The 18352-nt window shown below is 30.5% G+C and carries 21 protein-coding genes; 13 read left to right on the top strand and 8 right to left on the bottom strand.

The genetic code is table 11. The features are described 5' to 3' along the window. Positions 1–15: 15 nt before the first annotated feature. Both OQH62_RS04445 and OQH62_RS04440 read right to left on the bottom strand, forming a co-directional pair. A complete protein-coding gene (locus tag OQH62_RS04445; RefSeq protein WP_266014360.1) occupies positions 16–756 on the bottom strand; it encodes a YaaA family protein in 741 nt (246 codons plus the stop codon). A gap of 28 nt (positions 757–784) precedes the next feature. Then, complete coding sequence (locus tag OQH62_RS04440; RefSeq protein WP_266014358.1) at positions 785–1891, bottom strand: JlpA family lipoprotein adhesin; 1107 nt, start codon at positions 1889–1891, stop codon at positions 785–787. Between the two features lie 180 nt (positions 1892–2071). Between OQH62_RS04440 and OQH62_RS04435 the strand changes: the two genes are divergently transcribed. Beyond that, positions 2072–2908 carry a cysteine ABC transporter substrate-binding protein gene (locus OQH62_RS04435; protein WP_266014355.1) on the top strand — a complete coding sequence of 279 codons (837 nt, stop codon included), beginning with the start codon at positions 2072–2074 and terminating at the stop codon, positions 2906–2908. Positions 2909–3328: 420 nt separating this feature from the next. On the opposite strand, the gene OQH62_RS04430 is transcribed toward OQH62_RS04435, so the two are convergent. After that, positions 3329–3451 carry a hypothetical protein gene (locus OQH62_RS04430; RefSeq protein WP_266014352.1) on the bottom strand — a complete coding sequence of 41 codons (123 nt, stop codon included), beginning with the start codon at positions 3449–3451 and terminating at the stop codon, positions 3329–3331. Between the two features lie 381 nt (positions 3452–3832). On the opposite strand from OQH62_RS04430, the gene OQH62_RS04425 reads away from it, so the two are divergent. After that, positions 3833–4360: a thermonuclease family protein gene (locus OQH62_RS04425; protein WP_266014349.1), complete on the top strand. Its 528-nt coding sequence runs from the start codon at positions 3833–3835 to the stop codon at positions 4358–4360. Positions 4361–4362: 2 nt separating this feature from the next. Continuing rightward, positions 4363–4536 carry a hypothetical protein gene (locus tag OQH62_RS04420; protein WP_266014346.1) on the top strand — a complete coding sequence of 58 codons (174 nt, stop codon included), beginning with the start codon at positions 4363–4365 and terminating at the stop codon, positions 4534–4536. 1 nt (position 4537) lies between these two features. On the opposite strand, the gene OQH62_RS04415 is transcribed toward OQH62_RS04420, so the two are convergent. Both OQH62_RS04415 and cmoB read right to left on the bottom strand, forming a co-directional pair. Beyond that, complete coding sequence (locus tag OQH62_RS04415) at positions 4538–5107, bottom strand: hypothetical protein (RefSeq protein WP_266014344.1); 570 nt, start codon at positions 5105–5107, stop codon at positions 4538–4540. A gap of 2 nt (positions 5108–5109) precedes the next feature. Next, positions 5110–5979: a tRNA 5-methoxyuridine(34)/uridine 5-oxyacetic acid(34) synthase CmoB gene (cmoB, locus tag OQH62_RS04410; protein WP_266014341.1), complete on the bottom strand. Its 870-nt coding sequence runs from the start codon at positions 5977–5979 to the stop codon at positions 5110–5112. A 275-nt stretch (positions 5980–6254) separates the two neighbouring features. On the opposite strand from cmoB, the gene OQH62_RS04405 reads away from it, so the two are divergent. Then, complete coding sequence (locus tag OQH62_RS04405) at positions 6255–6632, top strand: YbgC/FadM family acyl-CoA thioesterase (RefSeq protein ID WP_266014338.1); 378 nt, start codon at positions 6255–6257, stop codon at positions 6630–6632. Here the strand turns inward: OQH62_RS04405 and OQH62_RS04400 are convergent. From OQH62_RS04400 to OQH62_RS04390, 3 genes are read right to left on the bottom strand one after another with little or no spacing between them, the layout of a single operon-like run. Beyond that, positions 6621–7808: a hypothetical protein gene (locus OQH62_RS04400; protein ID WP_266014335.1), complete on the bottom strand. Its 1188-nt coding sequence runs from the start codon at positions 7806–7808 to the stop codon at positions 6621–6623. The two genes, OQH62_RS04405 and OQH62_RS04400, sit on opposite strands and share 12 nt — an antisense overlap. Beyond that, complete coding sequence (locus OQH62_RS04395) at positions 7805–8413, bottom strand: uracil-DNA glycosylase family protein (RefSeq protein WP_266014332.1); 609 nt, start codon at positions 8411–8413, stop codon at positions 7805–7807. Before OQH62_RS04395 ends, OQH62_RS04400 begins: the two co-directional genes overlap by 4 nt. Further along, positions 8410–8889: a GNAT family N-acetyltransferase gene (locus OQH62_RS04390; RefSeq protein ID WP_266014330.1), complete on the bottom strand. Its 480-nt coding sequence runs from the start codon at positions 8887–8889 to the stop codon at positions 8410–8412. The genes OQH62_RS04395 and OQH62_RS04390 overlap by 4 nt, the downstream gene beginning before the upstream one ends. Before the next feature lie 134 nt (positions 8890–9023). Between OQH62_RS04390 and rpmH the strand changes: the two genes are divergently transcribed. From rpmH to purH, 9 genes are read left to right on the top strand one after another with little or no spacing between them, the layout of a single operon-like run. Next, positions 9024–9158 (top strand): 50S ribosomal protein L34, encoded by a 135-nt coding sequence (rpmH, locus tag OQH62_RS04385; protein WP_266014328.1) that lies wholly within the window; start codon positions 9024–9026, stop codon positions 9156–9158. Further along, positions 9155–9481 (top strand): ribonuclease P protein component, encoded by a 327-nt coding sequence (gene rnpA, locus OQH62_RS04380; protein WP_266014326.1) that lies wholly within the window; start codon positions 9155–9157, stop codon positions 9479–9481. The genes rpmH and rnpA overlap by 4 nt, the downstream gene beginning before the upstream one ends. Further along, positions 9469–9804, top strand: coding sequence for a membrane protein insertion efficiency factor YidD (yidD, locus tag OQH62_RS04375; protein ID WP_266014323.1), 336 nt, complete (start codon positions 9469–9471; stop codon positions 9802–9804). Before rnpA ends, yidD begins: the two co-directional genes overlap by 13 nt. A gap of 15 nt (positions 9805–9819) precedes the next feature. Beyond that, positions 9820–11433: a membrane protein insertase YidC gene (gene yidC, locus OQH62_RS04370; protein WP_266014321.1), complete on the top strand. Its 1614-nt coding sequence runs from the start codon at positions 9820–9822 to the stop codon at positions 11431–11433. Then, the gene (locus OQH62_RS04365) at positions 11417–12217 is read left to right on the top strand and encodes a Jag N-terminal domain-containing protein (RefSeq protein ID WP_266014318.1); all 801 of its coding nucleotides are present in this window, start codon (positions 11417–11419) and stop codon (positions 12215–12217) included. Before yidC ends, OQH62_RS04365 begins: the two co-directional genes overlap by 17 nt. Beyond that, entirely contained in the window at positions 12210–13538 is a 1329-nt protein-coding gene (gene mnmE, locus OQH62_RS04360) for a tRNA uridine-5-carboxymethylaminomethyl(34) synthesis GTPase MnmE (protein WP_266014521.1), read from the top strand. Before OQH62_RS04365 ends, mnmE begins: the two co-directional genes overlap by 8 nt. A gap of 9 nt (positions 13539–13547) precedes the next feature. Then, entirely contained in the window at positions 13548–15728 is a 2181-nt protein-coding gene (gene purL, locus OQH62_RS04355) for a phosphoribosylformylglycinamidine synthase subunit PurL (RefSeq protein WP_266014315.1), read from the top strand. After that, a complete protein-coding gene (locus tag OQH62_RS04350) occupies positions 15725–16483 on the top strand; it encodes a molecular chaperone DjiA (RefSeq protein WP_266014312.1) in 759 nt (252 codons plus the stop codon). Before purL ends, OQH62_RS04350 begins: the two co-directional genes overlap by 4 nt. Before the next feature lie 8 nt (positions 16484–16491). After that, positions 16492–18027: a bifunctional phosphoribosylaminoimidazolecarboxamide formyltransferase/IMP cyclohydrolase gene (purH, locus tag OQH62_RS04345; protein ID WP_266014309.1), complete on the top strand. Its 1536-nt coding sequence runs from the start codon at positions 16492–16494 to the stop codon at positions 18025–18027. Positions 18028–18352 lie beyond the last annotated feature (325 nt).

Below are 18352 nucleotides of genomic sequence, written 5' to 3'. Positions count from 1 at the left end.
GCTTATAAGCTGTATTTAATTAAGAATTTCAATAATATATTCTTCTTTTAAACCAAAATTTTGAATTGTTTTAAGTCTTAAGTTAGCAGGCAAATGAGATAAGAGTTCTTTATTGCTTGTAATATTAAAATGTGCAGCAGTTTTAAGTAGTACTCCTCTGTATGCTTTTGAAAAATGACTCACTGTTTTGCCATTTTTAATAAATTTATAGCTGCTAAAATGCTTTTTTGGAGTGTAGAATTTATTATAGAAACCAGCTCTTAGGTCTATAAGTTCCTCATTCATTAAAAATTCATCTAAAGCTTTGCTAAAATGATTTTTGTAAAATTTTTCTATACTAAAGTTGCCAAGTTTTACTCCTTGTTTTAATTTATAGCAAGGTAGCATATCACTTGCCCTTACAACTCCAAAAAGATTAGAAAAAATTAATACATTTTGTAGGATATAATCCTGACTCATTTTTTCTAAAGAGTTAAATTGCAGGTATTCATAGCTTATTCCATTATAAAGCTCAATAGCTCTTTGCGTTGGAGCTTTGCGTAGTTTTGTTGTAAATTTTTGTCTTTCTTTTTCATCCTTAAGGCCAAAAAGTGTTTCAAGCTCTTGAGTATTAGCTGTTTTTATAAAATTTTCGTATTCTTGCAAGACTTGCATTCTTAAACTAAATAAATTTTCAAAAAGAAAATTTTCCTTACAAAGAGTTTTGCCACTCTTAATGATGTTTTTATTTTCACTTGGAGAAAAAAGTATTTTCATTAGAATTTCTTAATTAATACTCTTTCTTTTAGTCGAAGTTTTTTAATGGTGAAAATAAAAATAAAGTTGTAAAAATATTTTTAAAATCTTCTGTAAAATCTTGTCCATTAAGAGTGAGTTTTTCTAAAACTTTAATCTTTTCTTGTGCATATTCGGCTACAGGGATATTTTTAAACTGCGCATTTAAGGAAAGTTTATAGAGAGAATTTTGATTTATAGTGTTGAGTACAGAAAGCATTTTATCATAAATTAAAGTTAGTTCCTCATTTTGACTTTGATTTTTCATCGTTTCTAGGCTACCTTTAGCGATAAGTATATAGCTTTCAAAAGCATTGTCAGCATCAAGTAAAGCTTCTAGTGAAAAATTATTAATAAAAAAGTTTTTTTGTGCAGCTTCTATAAACGCAACTTCTTCGCTTTTTTCATTTTCAATTTTTTGGAAAAATTCTTTCCAGTTTTGCTCATCTATATTTAAAGTTTGAGTGTTATATCGTATGCCTTTTGAATCAAAAAAATCAAAAAGTTCTTCTTTAAAAGAAATTTTCATTAGCGCATTGATATGCGAATTACTATTGTGAATTTTTGTGTTAATGTCATATGTATAAATATCTTTATCAAAAATGCCATCGTATTCAAAAGAAATTGTATAAGCATCATTAAGAAGTTTTTGAATATAGTTTTGTATCTTTTTATCATTTAATTGTATATTTTGTTGTTTTATTGTTTCAAGTACTTCTTGAGTAAAGCGAATATTTTGAACTGTTGCGGTTTGTTGGAATTTTTTGTTCGAGTTAGATATACTCTTAAAATACTCTTTTAAGCTTATAGTGCCAAGTTCTTTGCCTTGATAGATTTCATTAGAACGTAATATAAGAGCATCTGCTTGTACTATTTTATTTCCCTTTTTGTCAAAAAGAGAGAATTGCTGACTACGGCATTCTATGAATTTTCCATCAGCTTTACATTGTAAAGGCGGAATTTCAATTTTCAATCCTATTTCTTGTGATATTTGATCAGAAATTTCTTTTATATTTCTATTTGCTTGATTTTCATATTTTTCAACAAGAGAAGTATCTATTTGGTTAGAGCAAGCGTTAAAAAAAATAAAAGCAATTAGTATCAGGTTTTTTTTCATTATTTTGCCTTTTGAAAATTTTAGATAGGATCATTATAGCATTTTTTGCTTAAAAACTTTCATTTTGAGAAAAAATTAATTGTATTTTCAAGTAATCAATGTTAAATTTCGAGTATAATATCTCAAAAGGTTATTATAAAATTCTATTTTGCGATTTCAATGAAGAAAGGAATTAATGTAATGAAAAAAATGCTTTTAAGTGTTTTTGCAATTTTTGTTGCGGTTTTTTTGACTGCTTGCGGGAATCAGAATTCTAGTAATTTAAATTCTTTGGAACGTATTAAAAAAGAAGGGATTGTTAGAATAGGGGTTTTTGGTGATAAGCCGCCTTTTGGATATGTTGATGAAAAAGGACAAAATCAAGGCTATGATATTTTCTTAGCGAAACGTATTGCCAAAGAACTTTTAGGAGATGAAAATAAGATTCAATTTGTACTTGTTGAAGCAGCTAATAGAGTTGAATTTTTAAAATCAAACAAAGTTGATATTATTTTAGCTAATTTTACAAAAACACCTGAAAGAGCAGAACAGGTTGATTTTACTTTGCCTTATATGAAAGTTGCTTTAGGTATAGTGGTGCCTGAAGACAGTTCAATTTCTAGTATTGATGATTTGAAGGACAAGGTTACTATTGTTAATAAAGGTACAACAGCAGATTCGTATTTTACAGTAAATTATCCTGAATTTAAAACTTTAAAATATGATCAAAATACAGAAACTTTCGTAGCTTTACTTGATAAGAGAGGCGATGCACTAAGTCACGATAATACTTTACTTTTTGCTTGGGTCAAAGAACATCCTGATTTTAAAGTTGTGGTGAAGGAATTAGGCAATCAAGATGTTATTGCTCCTGCTGTAAGAAAAGGCGACAAGGAACTTAAGGATTTTATTGATGCTCTTATTGTCAAACTTGCAGATGAGCAGTTTTTTCACAAAGCTTATGATGAGACATTAAAAGATCATTTTTCAGATGAAATTAAAGCTGATGATGTAGTAATTGAAGGTGGAAAATTCTAAATAAAAGGCTTTTTAAGCCTTTTATTGGTAAAAAACGCATAAATAAAAGGATAAAATTTATTAATTAATTTCTTTATTGTTATGTGATAAATCTCAATTATTTAGAATAATACCCTATTTGCTTGCGGTAAATCTTAGCATTAGACTTGCATAAAGAATGTCTAATTTATTTTAAGTAGCGGGAGAATTGAATCGGAATTCAACAATTTTAACTATTTAAAACATTTGGACTGTAAGATTCAAGAGCACGATTAGAATTTCCCATATTAACAATATTTTTTTACCAAAACTTTCATTAATTTGATGTTTCAATGAATAAAGATAGGATTCACCACCTTTTTATAGTCTTCTTTAACTTCATTTAATGATAAGCCAAGTTTATTTAAGTACCATTCAACTTGTACTTCTTTGCGATTGTTTTTAGCAATCTAAATATTTTGCTTGAGTATCTTTCGTATTACTCTTACAACCGCTTAAGGTAATGATGTCTATGATAGTTAAAGAAAAGGCATTTGCCAACAAGATTAATTTTTTTCTTTTCATTATTTCTCTTTTTAAAATAAATTTTTAAATATCCGTTTTTAATACTCTTATTCTGTTTTCAAGTTGAAGAATCTTCTGCTTTTAAAAAACCTTATTCTTTATAAATTGTAATTTCTGGCGCACGTCCCATGCAAATCATACGCTTTGTAAGCAAATGGTAGCTTTGTCTTTGAGAACGTGAATATTCCGGCTTTATCTGTTTTTACTATAAAACCTTGTTTTTTTGAATAGCTACATAAAAATTCTTTCATTTGTTTTGTATTAGAACTGCAATGTGAAATTTGGCTTATTATTTCAAAATTTTTGTAATGTTTTGCAGTGTATCCCTTTGTTTTTAAAATTATGTCATAATTTTAAAAAATCATTTTATAGCGGGTTTTGATGAGGATAAATTATAAAAAAGTATTCAATCTAAGAACAATTTTAAGTAGTCCTAAGCAGCTTTTTGCTTTGACTATTTTCATTCTGCTCATTTTTTTTATACAAGGTTTTATCGCTACTAACTCCAGTTTTGAAGGAAAAGTTGTAAAAGTGATAGATGGAGATACTATCGAAGTACAAAATGGAAAAAAACTTGAAAAGATACGATTTTTTGCTATTGATGCTCCAGAAAGTAAGCAGATTTTTGGAAAAGAAGCGAGGAATTTTTTAGCAAAAATGATACAAGGACAAAGAGTACAAATTATTTATAAAGACAAGGATAAATATGATAGAATTATTGCTATTGTTAAATTGAAAGGAAAAGATATTAACAGTATAATGGTACGTACAGGTCATGCGTGGGCTTATAGTTATTATAGTAATCTCTATGTAAAAGAACAAAAACAAGCACAGAAAGAAAAAATAGGGCTTTGGAAAGGTAAAAATCCTATAGAGCCTTACAAATGGCGTAAGCAAAACAAATTATAAAAATGAAACTTTATAGCATAACTTTATTTTTAAGTTTTACATTGGCAGGATGTTTTGTGAATGAAAGAGGGGTGTCTAACCGCTTTTATGATGAATGCAAAGAGTATTATGATGCAAGCGGAAGCTATCATCAAGAATGTCCTAAAAATTGGATAGATCTTAAGATGGTACCTTAATTTATTTTCCCATAGAAGCTAATAAAGCTTGAGCCATAGCCTCAGGATTAGCTGCTGATTGCGTATCTTCTTCTACCGGCTTGACTGTTGAGCGTGGAGGGCGTTTAAGTTTAAAAATATGATCGTCTGTTGAAACTATTTGTAAAGTAGCTTCAAATATTTTGATTTCTTTTACGTGACCAACAATCTTCACATCACGTTTTTTAGAACTTTCATCGAATAAAGCACGAGCTTCAAGCTCTAAAACATCTCCTACTTTTAAAGGAGCATAAAAAAAGCATTTTGAACCAATAAGCATAGAAAATGGTTTATTAATAGCGGCTTGAGCTACATAATTTGCCGCAGTAAAAACAAAGCCGTCAAAAATAAGCCCTTCATCATCGACTGTCATATCGTTGTTAGTAATGAGTAAAGATTTAGCATAATTTTTAGAGAGTTTTATAATAATTCCTGTTGTAGAGGTATTGAGTTCAGGACAGGTTATGAGCTCTGATTTTATTCGAGTGAGTTCTTCTTGTGAAATGTATTCTTCAAGTTGTGCGTATTCTTCAAAATTATCTTTTTTTGCCATTTTTACCCCTTTAGTTTCACATAGACTCTTTTTGGTGTTTCATAACCTTCGCAAGTAAGGTTTTTATTCTTTGAGTCTAAAAAATCTTCTAAAGAATATGAATCAATCCACTCTGTTTTTCTTTGTTCTTGTGTTGTTGTGGTTTTAGTTGCTATAACTTCAAATTCTTTAAATCCAGCTCTTTCGCACCAGTTTCTTAAGCCTAATATCGACGGAATGAAAAAAATATTTGATATTTTTGAATAAGTTTTTCGTGGAATGAGGGCAATTTCTCTCTCATCATCTATAAACAGAGTATCTAAAAAGACTGTTCCGCCAGAGTTTAATCCACTTTTTATTTCTTTAAGCATTTTAATAGGATCTCTTCTGTGATAAATTACCCCTAAGCAAAAAATTATATCAAAGCGGTGTTTGTAAAAAGGTAAAGCTTCTACTCCTAGAAGTTCATATTCTAAAGTTTGTTTTGCAAGTGCATTGATAAGTTCAAATTGCAAACGGTATTTTATGCTTGGATCAAAACCTACGAGCTTTGCCGGAGTAAATTCCAGCATTTTAAACATATAATATCCATTATTGCATCCTAGATCTGCTACGATTTTTCCAGATATTTCCGGTAAGAATGGTTTTAAAATGTCAAATTTGATAAAACTTTGCCATTCTGAATCAATATACAATTTATCTATTGTAAAAGGACCTTTACGCCAAGGTTTTAATTCTTTTGCAAGCTGCAAGATTTCATCTTTTGCTTTTTGATTGCTTTGTATTATCACGCTTTTATCTAAAGAGAAATGTGTTTGCAAATGAAGTTTTTTTAATTCATTAATTCTTTGATATAAAGGGTGGTTTTCAAGCTGTGTCTGTAAATCGCGCATTTTTTATCTTTGTATATCATAAATAGAATTATAATTATAGCTTAAATATCTTTTTTGTTGATTTTAAACATTTGGATAATGAGATATTAAACTTCTTTTTAAAGAAATAGATATGAAAAATTATACAACATCAAGATGAATAAATTGATGTGATTGAGAATTTTTCATTATTATGTTGTAGCTTGTATTTATTAAGTATGCAAAGAAGTTGATTTAGACTTTTTTAAAGCAGATTTTGTACAATAAAAAGAGAATTGATGAGAAAAGGAAGAGAAATGAAAATCCGCGTGTACTATGAAGATACTGATTCAGGCGGAATTGTGTATCATAGCAATTATTTAAATTTTTGTGAAAGAGCAAGGAGTGAGATTTTTTTTAAAGAAAACATTGATATTTTTAATGCTCAATTAGGAAGCTTTGTTCTTACAAAAGCAAATTGTGAATTTTTATATTCTGCAAAACTCGGGGATCTTGTAGAGGTTACAACACGAATTGTACAATTAAAAAATGTTTCTGTGATATTAGAACAAGAGATTACAAGAGAAAATAAAAAGCTTTTTCGTGCCCAATTTACTTTAGCTTTTGTGAAGAATGCCAAGCCGATTAAAATGCCTCAAGAGATTAAAGATTTGTTTGAAAAATTACTCATTTAATTCTTCAAAACTTGCTTTCTCCGTTTTCATTAAGCGCACTTTGTAAAGGATTTGGGAATTTTCAAAATTTTCTTCAAAGATACTTTTTGTTTTTTTATTTAAAAATTTAGTATAAAAATAATCCACTCCTATACTTGTAGCATAAGCTATCCAATTATAATTAATATTTTGATGAAAGAGAGCGTTAAGATAGCTTAAATTGTCATCATTATTGTTGATAGAATTTGCAATGATAAATTTTTTTCTGTCTCCTTGTTGAGTGAGACTTAAAAAGCTTGGGTTATAATTTATCTGTGTCGATAAAAGTACAAAAGGTTCTAGATTATAAACTCGTAGTTGTGAACTTGTAAGAGCGGTTTTAATCAAAGGAGTATTAAAAAAAATTGAAGCATTATTGAGAGTACCTTGAGAATATAAAAGCTTTGCAAAATTCAATTTTTCATCTTCAATGCGATAAATTTTTGCTTTGTTGAAGGCTAATATACGCGAGTTGAGATTGTTTGAAAGGGCAGAATTATCGCTAAAAATAGCAATATTTTCATTTGCTTTGCTTAGAAGTTTTGTAATTTGCGCATCATAGTCAATGCTACCAAAATAAATATTTGGATTGGTAATGTTTGTGTTATTTTTGTGGATACTTGGGATAAAAATTTTAAGCTTTCCATTATAATTTACAAGTTCATTAACGCCTTTGAGAGTGAAACCAGCGACGACGTACTCATAATTTTGATTTTCTATCCTTTGGAGTACCTCATTTACCTTGCTTGATTCTTCTGTACCGATTAAAAAAACTTTTACTTTGATTTCTGCTCTTTGTCGTAAAAGATAAGCTATACTAGAATTGATTATAGTGTTTGAATAGCTCTTTAAGGTTTTTTCCGGGAGAATGATTGCGAGTTTGACTGAAGTGATTTTTTGTAAATTTGCATCAAAATCGGTAACAGAATTGACAAGTTTTGCATATACATTAGTTAAAAATTCATTCCCTTGTTCTAAAAATTCACTTAAAAAACTTAAATACAAGCCACTTTCAAGGAATTCAAAAAGACAATTCACATTGCAAGTTTTTGTATTTAAGTTGGGATAGAAATCTTCGCTAGGAGTGTTGAGTAGTTTATATTCTTTGGCAAAACCTAAATTCAAAAATAAGCAGCAGATTAAAAGTACTTTTTTCATAAAAACCCTTTTATTTTTTGTAGGTCATCTCTAAAAGCTGTTTGGTAACTTGGGTTTTTTTCTAAAAATTCAAGTTCAAAACTTGCTATGATGAAAAAATCTTTAAAAGAAAAAAGCTCCCCTCTTAAGGCATTAAAATCATTAAAACCTAAACTTTTAAAGGCATATTCTCCTAAGCAAAGGAGAATTTTTGGACGCACAAGATACAATTCATTCCAAAAAAATGGTATGCAAGATTGTAGCGAAAAATCATCGAATTTATTAGAAAAGCACTTAAAAACATAAGAAAAATAAAATTCTTCAGCGTGAAGTTGTAAAATTTCTTTACAACAATTTTGCAAGAATTCACCCTGTCTTGATTTGAGTACAATTCCACTTTCATTTTCGCTTTCTTGAGAGCGAGCCGCTAATATCATAAGCTTTGTATTTTTTAATTTTCTTTCCATTAGACTGTGCTTACGAGTTTTAGAAAAATGACACAAGGTGCATTTTTGCACATTTTTTTGAAGTTCTGTGAAATTTTGATTTAGTGTGATATTACTATGAATAAAGTCATCACAAAAATCACAACCTATGGCCTTTAAATAATGTAAAGTCCGTATCATATCTCACACAATCGAGTTAAATTTTCACCACTTAAACGGTATATTCTCCATTGTTTCAAATGTAAAGCGTTTAAGCTTTCGTAAAAGTTAATACCTAAAATATTTTCATTTAAACATACCCATTCAAGTCTTTGTAAATTCTTTTCTTTGCAGAGTTTTGCCAAAAATTGAAACACAGCTCTGCCATACCCTTTCTTACGGTAAGCTTCTTGTATATAAATGTCTTCAAGATACATTCCACCGCTACCGCAAAAAGATGAAAAAGTGTAAAAATAAATCATATAACCTATAATTTTTTCATCTTCTCTTAGAAGAAAAGCTTTTGCGAATTCTTGTTCAAATAAACTTTTTTCAAGTTTTTCTTTGCTGCATTCCACTTCATCTTGCATTTTTTCATACAAGGCTAATTCCTTTAACAAAACAAGCAAGATGTCAAGTTCTTCTCGTTGAAGTTCTGTGATTTGTAGTTGTGCCATTGAAAACCTTTTTTTCAAAATTTTATGTTGAAGAAACTTTAGCAAAAGAATGTAAAAACACCTTTAATTAAAAGCAATTTATAAGTAAGGATAAAATATAATGTAAATTTATTTTGATTAAAAAAAGGAAAAAGATGAAAAGGACTTACCAGCCTCATAATACTCCTAGAAAACGTACACACGGTTTTCGTGTTCGTATGAGAACCAAAAATGGTCGTAAAATTATCAATGCAAGACGCGCCAAAGGAAGAAGAAAACTTTCTGTGTGAAAAATTGTTTTAAATTTAATAAAAGCGAAGAATTTTCTTTTGTTTATAAAAAAGGTAAAAAATGGCATTGCGAAGGTTTTATTCTTTTTTATCTTAAGAGCGATGAAAAGAAAATGGCAGTAGTTGCAAGTAAAAAAATTGGAAAGGCTGTGATAAGAAATCGCTCTAAAAGGGTTTTAAGAGCCTTGTTTTTTAATGTTCAAACCGAACTTGAGAATGGAAAATATATTTTTATTGCAAAAAATGAACTCTTAAAGCTTTCTTTTTTGAGTTTAGAAAAAAAATTAAAATGGGGATTAAGAAAATTGGAATGTTTCAAATAGTATGTTTATCAACTCTTCGTTTTTATCAAAACTTTCTAAGTCCTTTAAAACCTAGAACGTGTCGTTATTATCCGAGTTGTTCTGAATATGCCTTATGGCATTTTCAAAAAAATACTTTATTTTTGGCCTTTTTTTTTACTTTTTTACGAATAGCTAAATGCAATCCTTTGTGCAAGGGTGGTATTGATTATCCCATAGTTTTTAAGAATTTACAAACCTATACTTTTTGTTTTAATCCTCTTTTTCTTTCTAAACAAAAACTTTGTTTTTTTTATATTCCTTTGAAAAACAAAAGTTTTTATCTCGTTAAAATTATTTTATGATTAAGGATATAAATAATGAATAATTCAAATAATATCTTTCAGCAAAAACGCATTTTACTTGCTGTTGTTCTTTCTTTTATATTTTTTGTTGTGTATGATTATTTTTTCATTCCTAAACATCCTGTACAAAGGGAGCAGAATGTCTCACAAAATACAAGTGTTCAGAATACAGCCAACGCAGCTCCAATCCAAACACATCAAGCCTCCCATTCTTCACTAAAAAATTTCAATTCTAGTAGCACTAAAGAGAATGTGATAGCTCATATTCAAAGTGCGCATTTTGAAGCACAAATAGATTCTTTAGGAAGGATAATCAATTTCTATCTTAAAGATGAAAAATATAAGGATGAAAAAGGTGAATTTCTTAATCTTATTAATAAAGAAAATTCCCCTTATCCTCTTGAAATTCGCTTTAGCGATTCAAAACTTAATAACGAAGCTTTTTATACCAATTATACAAGTAGCTCAAGTGAAGTTTTTATTGATGAAAATGGGAGTCAAACCCTAAAACTTACTCAAGATTTATCTCAATTGCGAGTTGAAAAAATTCTTACTTTTTATTCTAAAGGCAATTATCAAATAGAAGTGAAATTGAGTAAAAATGCTCATTATTTTATCAGTCCGGGTTTAAGACCAAATATAGCTGTTGATAGTTACACGGTGCACGGAGCTTTAGCAATGGATACAACTGAGACTCTTCATACCTATGAAGATGGTGATATGAAGAATGATGAAAATAAAAATAATGTTGTATTGGCTTCAGCTTTCGATAGATATTATGCAACTTTCTTCTATAATTTTGATGATCCTCTTAATATTACTATTAGCAAGGATTCGAATAGTAATCCTATTGTATTTGCATACAGTGAAAATGAATTTAAAGCAGGTGCTTATATAGGTTCGAAAGAGCACAGTGTTTTACAATCCATAGATTCAAGACTTGATGCTGTGGTTGAATATGGTTGGTTTACTTTTATAGCAAAACCTATGTTTGAATTTTTAAATTTCCTATATCAATATATAGGAAATTGGGGATGGGCTATAGCAGCTTTAACATTGATTATACGTGTCGTGCTTTTTCCACTTACTTATAAGTCTATGATTTCTATGAATAAACTTAAAGAATTGGCTCCAAAAATGAAAGATATTAGGGAGAAATATAAGGGCGATCCGCAAAAGATGAATGTACAGATGATGGAACTTTATAAGAAACACGGAGCAAATCCTATGAGCGGCTGTTTGCCTATTTTCTTGCAAATTCCTATTTTCTTTGCCATTTATAGGGTTTTGTTAAATGCTATCGAGCTTAAAGCAGCACCTTGGATTTTTTGGATATATGATCTATCAGCGATGGATCCATATTTTATCTTGCCAGTTCTGATGGGTGTAACGATGTTTTTACAACAATTAATTACTCCTATGAGTATACAAGATCCTTTACAAGCAAAGATTATGAAATTTCTTCCTCTTATTTTTACTTTTTTCTTTATTACTTTTCCGGCGGGACTTACGCTTTATTGGTTTATTAATAATTTATGTTCGCTTGTGCAGCAATGGATTATTAATAAACTTTTTGAAAAAGAACATAATAAGAAGCAAAGTGAGGCGAAAAATGACAATAGAAGCTAGAGATTTGCAAAGTGCTTTAATAGAGGCTTCTAAAAATCTTGAGTGTTCAGTTATTGATTTGGAATATGAAATTTTGCAGAATTCAAAGGCTGGTTTTTTAGGTTTTGGGAGAAAAAATGCCATTATTAAAGCCTCTATAAAAAAAAGGATACAGAGTAGTAGAGCTTTTAAAAAAGATCATACGACAAATAAATATTCTTCCAAAACTATACAGGGGGTTAAAAAAGAAATAGAGAGAGAAGATATTTTTCAAAAAAAACAAAGTTATTCAATAAAAAGTGATACAATTTTTGATAATTTTTATAGAGAGAACTTAGCAAATTCAGATATTTTAGATGAAATTCGTTTGAAACTTGAAAATTTACTTCAAAATTCATCTTTTCAAATTTCTGTGGTTGAACTTAAAATGTATAATGAAAATTGTGTTTTTATCCATTTAGATGGTAAAGATGCGGCTTTAATGATAGGCAAACAGGCACATCGTTATAAAGCGATTTCTTACCTTTTATATAATTGGATTAATTTAAGATATAAGCTCAATGTTCGTCTTGAAATTGCCGAATTTCTAAAAAATCAAAATCAAGCTTTACAACAGTATATTGAACATTTAAGTCGGAAGATTAGAATGTATGGACGTTGTCAAACAAAGCCTCTCGATAGTGTTTTGATTAAACTGACTCTTGAGCAATTAAGGGCTGAATTTCCTAATAAATTTGTAAGCATTAGGCAAAATGGCGAACAAAGGTTTATTGTGGTGAATGATTTTCACAAAAAAGATGAATGACACTATTGTAGCTTTAGCTACCGCACACGGGATAGGTTCTATTAGTATAGTTCGCTTAAGCGGAGATAGGGCTTTAGAACTTGGTTTAAAGCTTACAAAAAAAACTTTTTTACAACCTCGTTTTGCTACTTTTTCAAAACTTTATAATCAAAATGGTGAATTTATTGATGAGGCTATTGTGATTTATTTTAAGAGACCTTGGAGTTTCACTGGTGAGGATATGATTGAGTTTCAAATTCACGGTGGTTTGAATGTCAGCGAAATTGTGCTTGATGAACTTTTGAGTTGTGGTATAAGAGCTGCTAATGGTGGAGAATTTAGTAAAAGAGCTTGTATAAATGGAAAAATGAGTGTTTTAAAAGCTTTAAATATTCAAGATTTAATACTTGCTAAATCTTCTAATGCTGCTAAAATGATTGCTCGGAATTTAGAAGGAGAGCTTGGAGTTTTACTTGAAAAGATTCGTTTGGATTTAGTAAAAACTTTAGCTTTTGTAGAGACAAGTATAGACTATGCAGATGATGATTTGCCAAATGATTTGCTTCATCAAGTCCGCACAATGTGTGAAGAGAATGCAAACACACTTTATCAGCTTTATAACAATTCTCAAAGTAAAAAAGGACTTATAGAAGGTTTTAAAATAGCTATTATTGGTAAGCCCAATGTCGGTAAAAGTTCGCTTTTAAATTCACTTTTGGGATATGAAAGAGCTATTGTTTCAAGTTTGGCAGGTTCGACCCGTGATACCGTTGAGGAGAATTGTAAATTAGGTACGCATTTATTGCGTATTATTGATACAGCAGGTATTAGACACAGTGAAGATGCTTTAGAGCAAATTGGAATTAATTTAAGCAAAAAACAACTTGAAAAGGCAGATATTATTGTAGCTGTTTTTGATAATTCAAAATGTCAAGATAATGAAGATGAGATGATTGTTCAACTTCTCAAGCAAAGTAAAAAAAAGGTTTTTTATCTTTTAAATAAAAGTGATCTTGAACAGAAATTCATAAATACTTATGGTTTGCCTTTTCTTAAAATCAGTGTGAAAAATGATATAAGTATTCTTAAACAAGAACTTGAACAGTATCTCAATAGCTTTGATACTGATGGTTTTATGTTAAGTTCGCTTGATTTAATTAATGCGTGTAAAATAGCAAGTGAAGCACTTTTTCGTGCAAAAGAGCTTGTGGATGAAAATTCTTTAGAACTTTTTGCTTTTGAGTTAAATGTAGCTTTAGATCAGCTAAGTCGTTTTAGTAGAGATTTTCAAAGAGAAGAAATACTTGATGAGATGTTTCGTAATTTTTGTTTAGGAAAATAAAGGAAAACTATGGATAAAGAACTAATAAAAGCGCATAAAATTAGCGATGAAGAGTATAAAGAGATACTTAGCATTTTAAAGAGAGAGCCTAATTTACTTGAACTTGGAGTTATCTCTGCAATGTGGAGTGAGCACTGTTCTTATAAATCAAGTAAAAAATATCTTAATGGTTTTCCAACGAAAGCTCCTTGGGTGATACAAGGTCCGGGTGAAAATGCCGGTGTAATAGATATAGGCAAGGGTATGGCTGCTGTTTTTAAGATAGAAAGCCATAATCATCCAAGTTTTATCGAGCCTTTTGCAGGTGCTGCAACAGGAGTTGGAGGCATTTTGCGGGATATTTTTACAATGGGTGCAAGAGTTATTGCCGGATTGAATTCGCTTAAATTTGGTGATATATCGAATGAAAAAAGTGCTAAACATCAGAAGTATTTACTCAAACAAGTTGTAGCTGGAATAGCACATTATGGTAATTGCATTGGCGTACCTACGATAGGAGGTGAGTGTGCTTTTGATGAATGCTTTAATGGAAATATTCTTGTCAATGCTTTTGCGTTAGGTACTTGCAAGATAAAGGATATTTTTTATGCTAGAGCTGAGGGTGTTGGAAATCCTGTTATTTATGTTGGTTCTAAAACAGGAAGAGACGGTCTTGGCGGTGCTGTAATGGCAAGTGAAAGTTTTAATGAAGAAAGTAAAAAATTACGACCAACAGTCCAAATAGGTGATCCTTTCACCGAAAAGCTTTTAATGGAAGCGTGTTTGGAATTATTTCAAATGGACTGTCTCATAGGCATACAAGATATGGGTGCAGCCGGACTTACTTCAAGTTCATTTGAAATGGCTGGACGTAGCGGAAGTGGTATGAGACTATGGCTTGAAAAAACACCTATGAGAGAAAGTGGTATGTCTGCTTATGAGTTGATGTTAAGTGAATCGCAAGAACGAATGCTTCTTTGTGCAAAAAAAGGTTATGAAGAACAAATTATCTCTCTCTTTAAAAAATGGAATTTAGATGCTGTGGTTATAGGTGAAGTGACAGATACAGGCAATATGGAACTTTTTTGGCATAATGAGCTTGTAGGATCAATTCCTATAGCACCTTTAAGCGAAAAATCTCCGATTTTAAACCGTCCGTTAAGCAAACCTCAATATTTAAGTCAAATTCAAAATACTACTTTTGTGCTAAAAAGTGATGCAAAAACACTTTTAAAACAAATGCTTAGTAATGAAAATGCAAATAATAAGGCTTTTATTTATGATCAGTTTGATTCAACCGTGCAAACAAATACAATCAAAGCCGATGGAAGTTTAGGTGCAAGTGTTATTCGAGTAAAAGAAAATAACGCAGCTTTAGCGATAGCCTTAGAATGCAACAGTCGCTTGAATTTTGTCAATCCAAGAATCGGAGCAGCAGCTACAGTAGCAAGTGCCGGCAGAAAGGTTGCTTGTACAGGAGCAAAACCCTTGGCAATAAGCGATTGTTTAAATTATGGTAATCCTGAAAATCCCGAAGTAATGTGGCAGTTTGTGCAAGGCTGTGAAGGAATAAAAGAGGCTTGTAAAGCTTTAAATCTTCCTGTGATAAGTGGTAATGTTTCCTTATACAATGAAACACACGGTATAAGTATTTATCCAAGCCCTACAATAGCTTGTGTTGGCGTTTTAGACGATGCGAATAAAATAAGTAAGGCAGTTGTGAGTCAAGCTCATACTCCTATTTACCTTTTAGGGGAAACCTTTGGTGAATTTGGCGGTTCTTTAGCTTTGAAGATACAGGACAAAAAAGTTGAAGGGATCTTAAAAGAAATAGATTTTCAACTTGAGTTAGAACTTTGGAATTTTTTATATAAGGCAAATGAAAAAGGTGTTTTAGAATGTGCTAACAGTGTCGGAATTGGTGGTATAGCTTTGACTTTAGCAAAAATGTTTCTTCTTTCAGATATGGGTGCAAATTTGCAAAGTGGTTTTGCAAATGAGGCTTTACTTTTTGATGAAAGTGCCACTCGTGTCATAGTTGCAGTAAAAAATGAAGCAGTTTTTTTAAAAATGCTTGAAAATGAAGCTTTTGTCTGCATAAAACTTGGAGAAAGTACGACAGGACGAGAATTTAAACTTGATTCAATCTGTTGTAGTCTAACTGAAATGAAAAATCTCTATTTTGAAAGCTTTGAAAGGCAAATACAATGACGATAGTTTTAATACTTTTAGCTGTTTTGGTTTTTTATTGGTATTATAAAACTTGGGGAAAACACGATTTTTTAGATTCTGCAAGTCGCGGGGCAAAAGGTTTTATAAGCGGAATAATGCAAGAGAGAATTGATGAAGTAAAAAGACGTATGAATTATTATGTTATCGCTCTTTTAGCTAAGATTGCAAAAAGTGATGGGAGAGTGAGTGAACAAGAAGCTGATATGATAAGTCAGCTTTTAGATGCTAATGCTAGCAATATTCAAGAGAGGGAATTTTTAAAAGCTTCTTTTAATGAACACAAAGAAAATATTAATAATGCTTTTTATGTGGCAAAGGATTTCTTAAAAGAAGTACCCTTACCAAGGGCACAAAGGCTTAATGTTTTAAGAGTGCTTGTTTTTATGGCTTTGATAGATGGACAATTTAATGTTAAAAAACAAGAGATATTAGATGAAATAGCAAGAGCTTTTGAGCTTGAAAAAAGTGAGCTTGATTCTTTTATTGAGAGTCTTTCCAATCTGAAGAGATCTCAACAAGGAATGAGTGTAGAAAAAGCCTACGAGCTTTTAGAATTACCAAATAATGCTGACTTAAGTACAGTAAAAAAACGGTACAGAGTCTTGGCTAAAAAGTACCATCCTGATATTTTAAATGCAAATAATGTTTCTAAAGAGGAATTAGAACAAGGAGTAACAAAATTTCAAAAAATTAATGAAGCATATGAGATCATTAAAAAACATTTGGAAAAGTAGGAGATGAGATGAAAAGGGCACTGTTAAGCGTGAGTGAAAAAGAGGGTATAGTAGAATTTGCTAAAGCACTTGAGAAATTAGATTTTGAGATTCTTTCTACCGGAGGTACTTTTAAGTTATTGCAAGAACAGGGAATTAAAGCGATTCAGTTAAGTGAATTTAGTACTTGTTCTGAAATGTTTGAAGGGAGGGTAAAAACATTACATCCTAAAATCCACGGCGGGATTTTATACAAAAGAGACGATATAACACACAAACAACAAGCTAAAGATTTTGACATTGAGACAATTGATTTGGTTTGTGTGAATTTATACCCTTTTAAAAAAACGACACTCACAAGTGATGATTTTTATGAGATTCTTGAGAATATTGATATAGGCGGTCCTGCTTTATTACGATCTGGGGCAAAAAATTATAAAGATGTTTTGGTTGTATGCGATATTTTAGATTATGAAAAGGTTATTCTTGCTTTAGAACAAAAAACCGATGATGAAAATTTTAGGTTGCAACTTATGATTAAAGCTTATGAATATACTGCAAGTTATGATAGTTATATTGCAAATTATATGAATGAACAATTTAATGGGGGCTTTGGAAAGAGTAAATTTATAGTTGGACAAAAAGTACTGCAAACAAAATATGGCGAAAATCCTCATCAAAAAGGGGCTTTATACGAATTTGATAATTTTTTTAGTCTGAATTTTTATGCCCTTAAAGGAGAGGCGAGTTTTAATAATCTTACTGATATGAATGCTGCTGTCAATCTTGCAAGTGCTTTTGAGGATAAACCTGCAGTAGCTATCATTAAACACGGTAATCCTTGTGGTTTTGCTATAAAAGAAAATGTATTTTATTCCTATATTCAAGCTTTAAAAAGTGATAGTGTTAGTGCATACGGAGGTGTGGTTGCAATCAATGGCACTCTTGATAAAGAATTGGCACTAAAGATAAATGAAATTTATGTTGAAGTAATTATCACTGCTAATGTTAGTGAGGATGCCTTAAAAGTTTTTGAAGAGAAAAAGAGGGTTAAAATTTTTACACAAAAAAGCCCTTATCTGTTGAGAAGCTATGATAAATATGATTTTAAACATATTGATGGAGGTTTTGTGTATCAAGATAGCGATGAAATTCTGTTGAAAGAATTTGAAAATGCGCAGTGTAAAAGTGAAAGAAAAGCAAGTGAGAATGAATTGAATGATTTAAAAATTGCTATGAAAATAGCTGCTTTAACGAAATCAAATAATGTTGTCTATGTAAAAGATTCTGCTTTACTTGCCATAGGTATGGGGATGACAAGCAGAATTGATGCGGCAAAAGCTGCTATTGCAAAAGCAAAAGAGATGGGGATAAATTTACAAGGTTGTGTGCTTGCAAGTGAAGCGTTTTTTCCATTTAGAGATAGTGTTGATGAGGCAAGCAAGGTTGGTGTTAGAGCAATTATTCAGCCAGGAGGTAGTATTCGAGATGATGAAGTTATTAAGGCGGCAAATGAATATGGCATTGCTTTATATTTTACAGGAAGAAGGCATTTTTTACATTAGAACATAAGATTAACGCAAAAACTTATTAGAAAAATTCACAGTATCGATGCTTTTGTATTGAATAAAATTCTTTATTTGCAAAAGATTTTTGAAGTATAAATTTGACAAATTGAAGCGTTTTAGTGTTTTTTGATTTGTGCAATGAGAATAATGTATCAGTAAAGAAAACAAATTGCAAGCAATTTTACAGAATATTGCTAGAGTCAATAAATTTTATGGTGGTTTTAAGCTTTTGAACTTTTTTACATTTAAAAATGTATTTTTTGGACTTATAAAAGAAATTGAAAAAGAGTACTTCGAATTTTGAGTTTTACAATCTAGTGCT

The sequence above is a fragment of the Campylobacter sp. MIT 21-1684 genome (assembly GCF_026241315.1).
Classification (GTDB): Bacteria; Campylobacterota; Campylobacteria; order Campylobacterales; family Campylobacteraceae; genus Campylobacter_D.
This window is presented reverse-complemented; position numbering and strand designations above follow the sequence as displayed.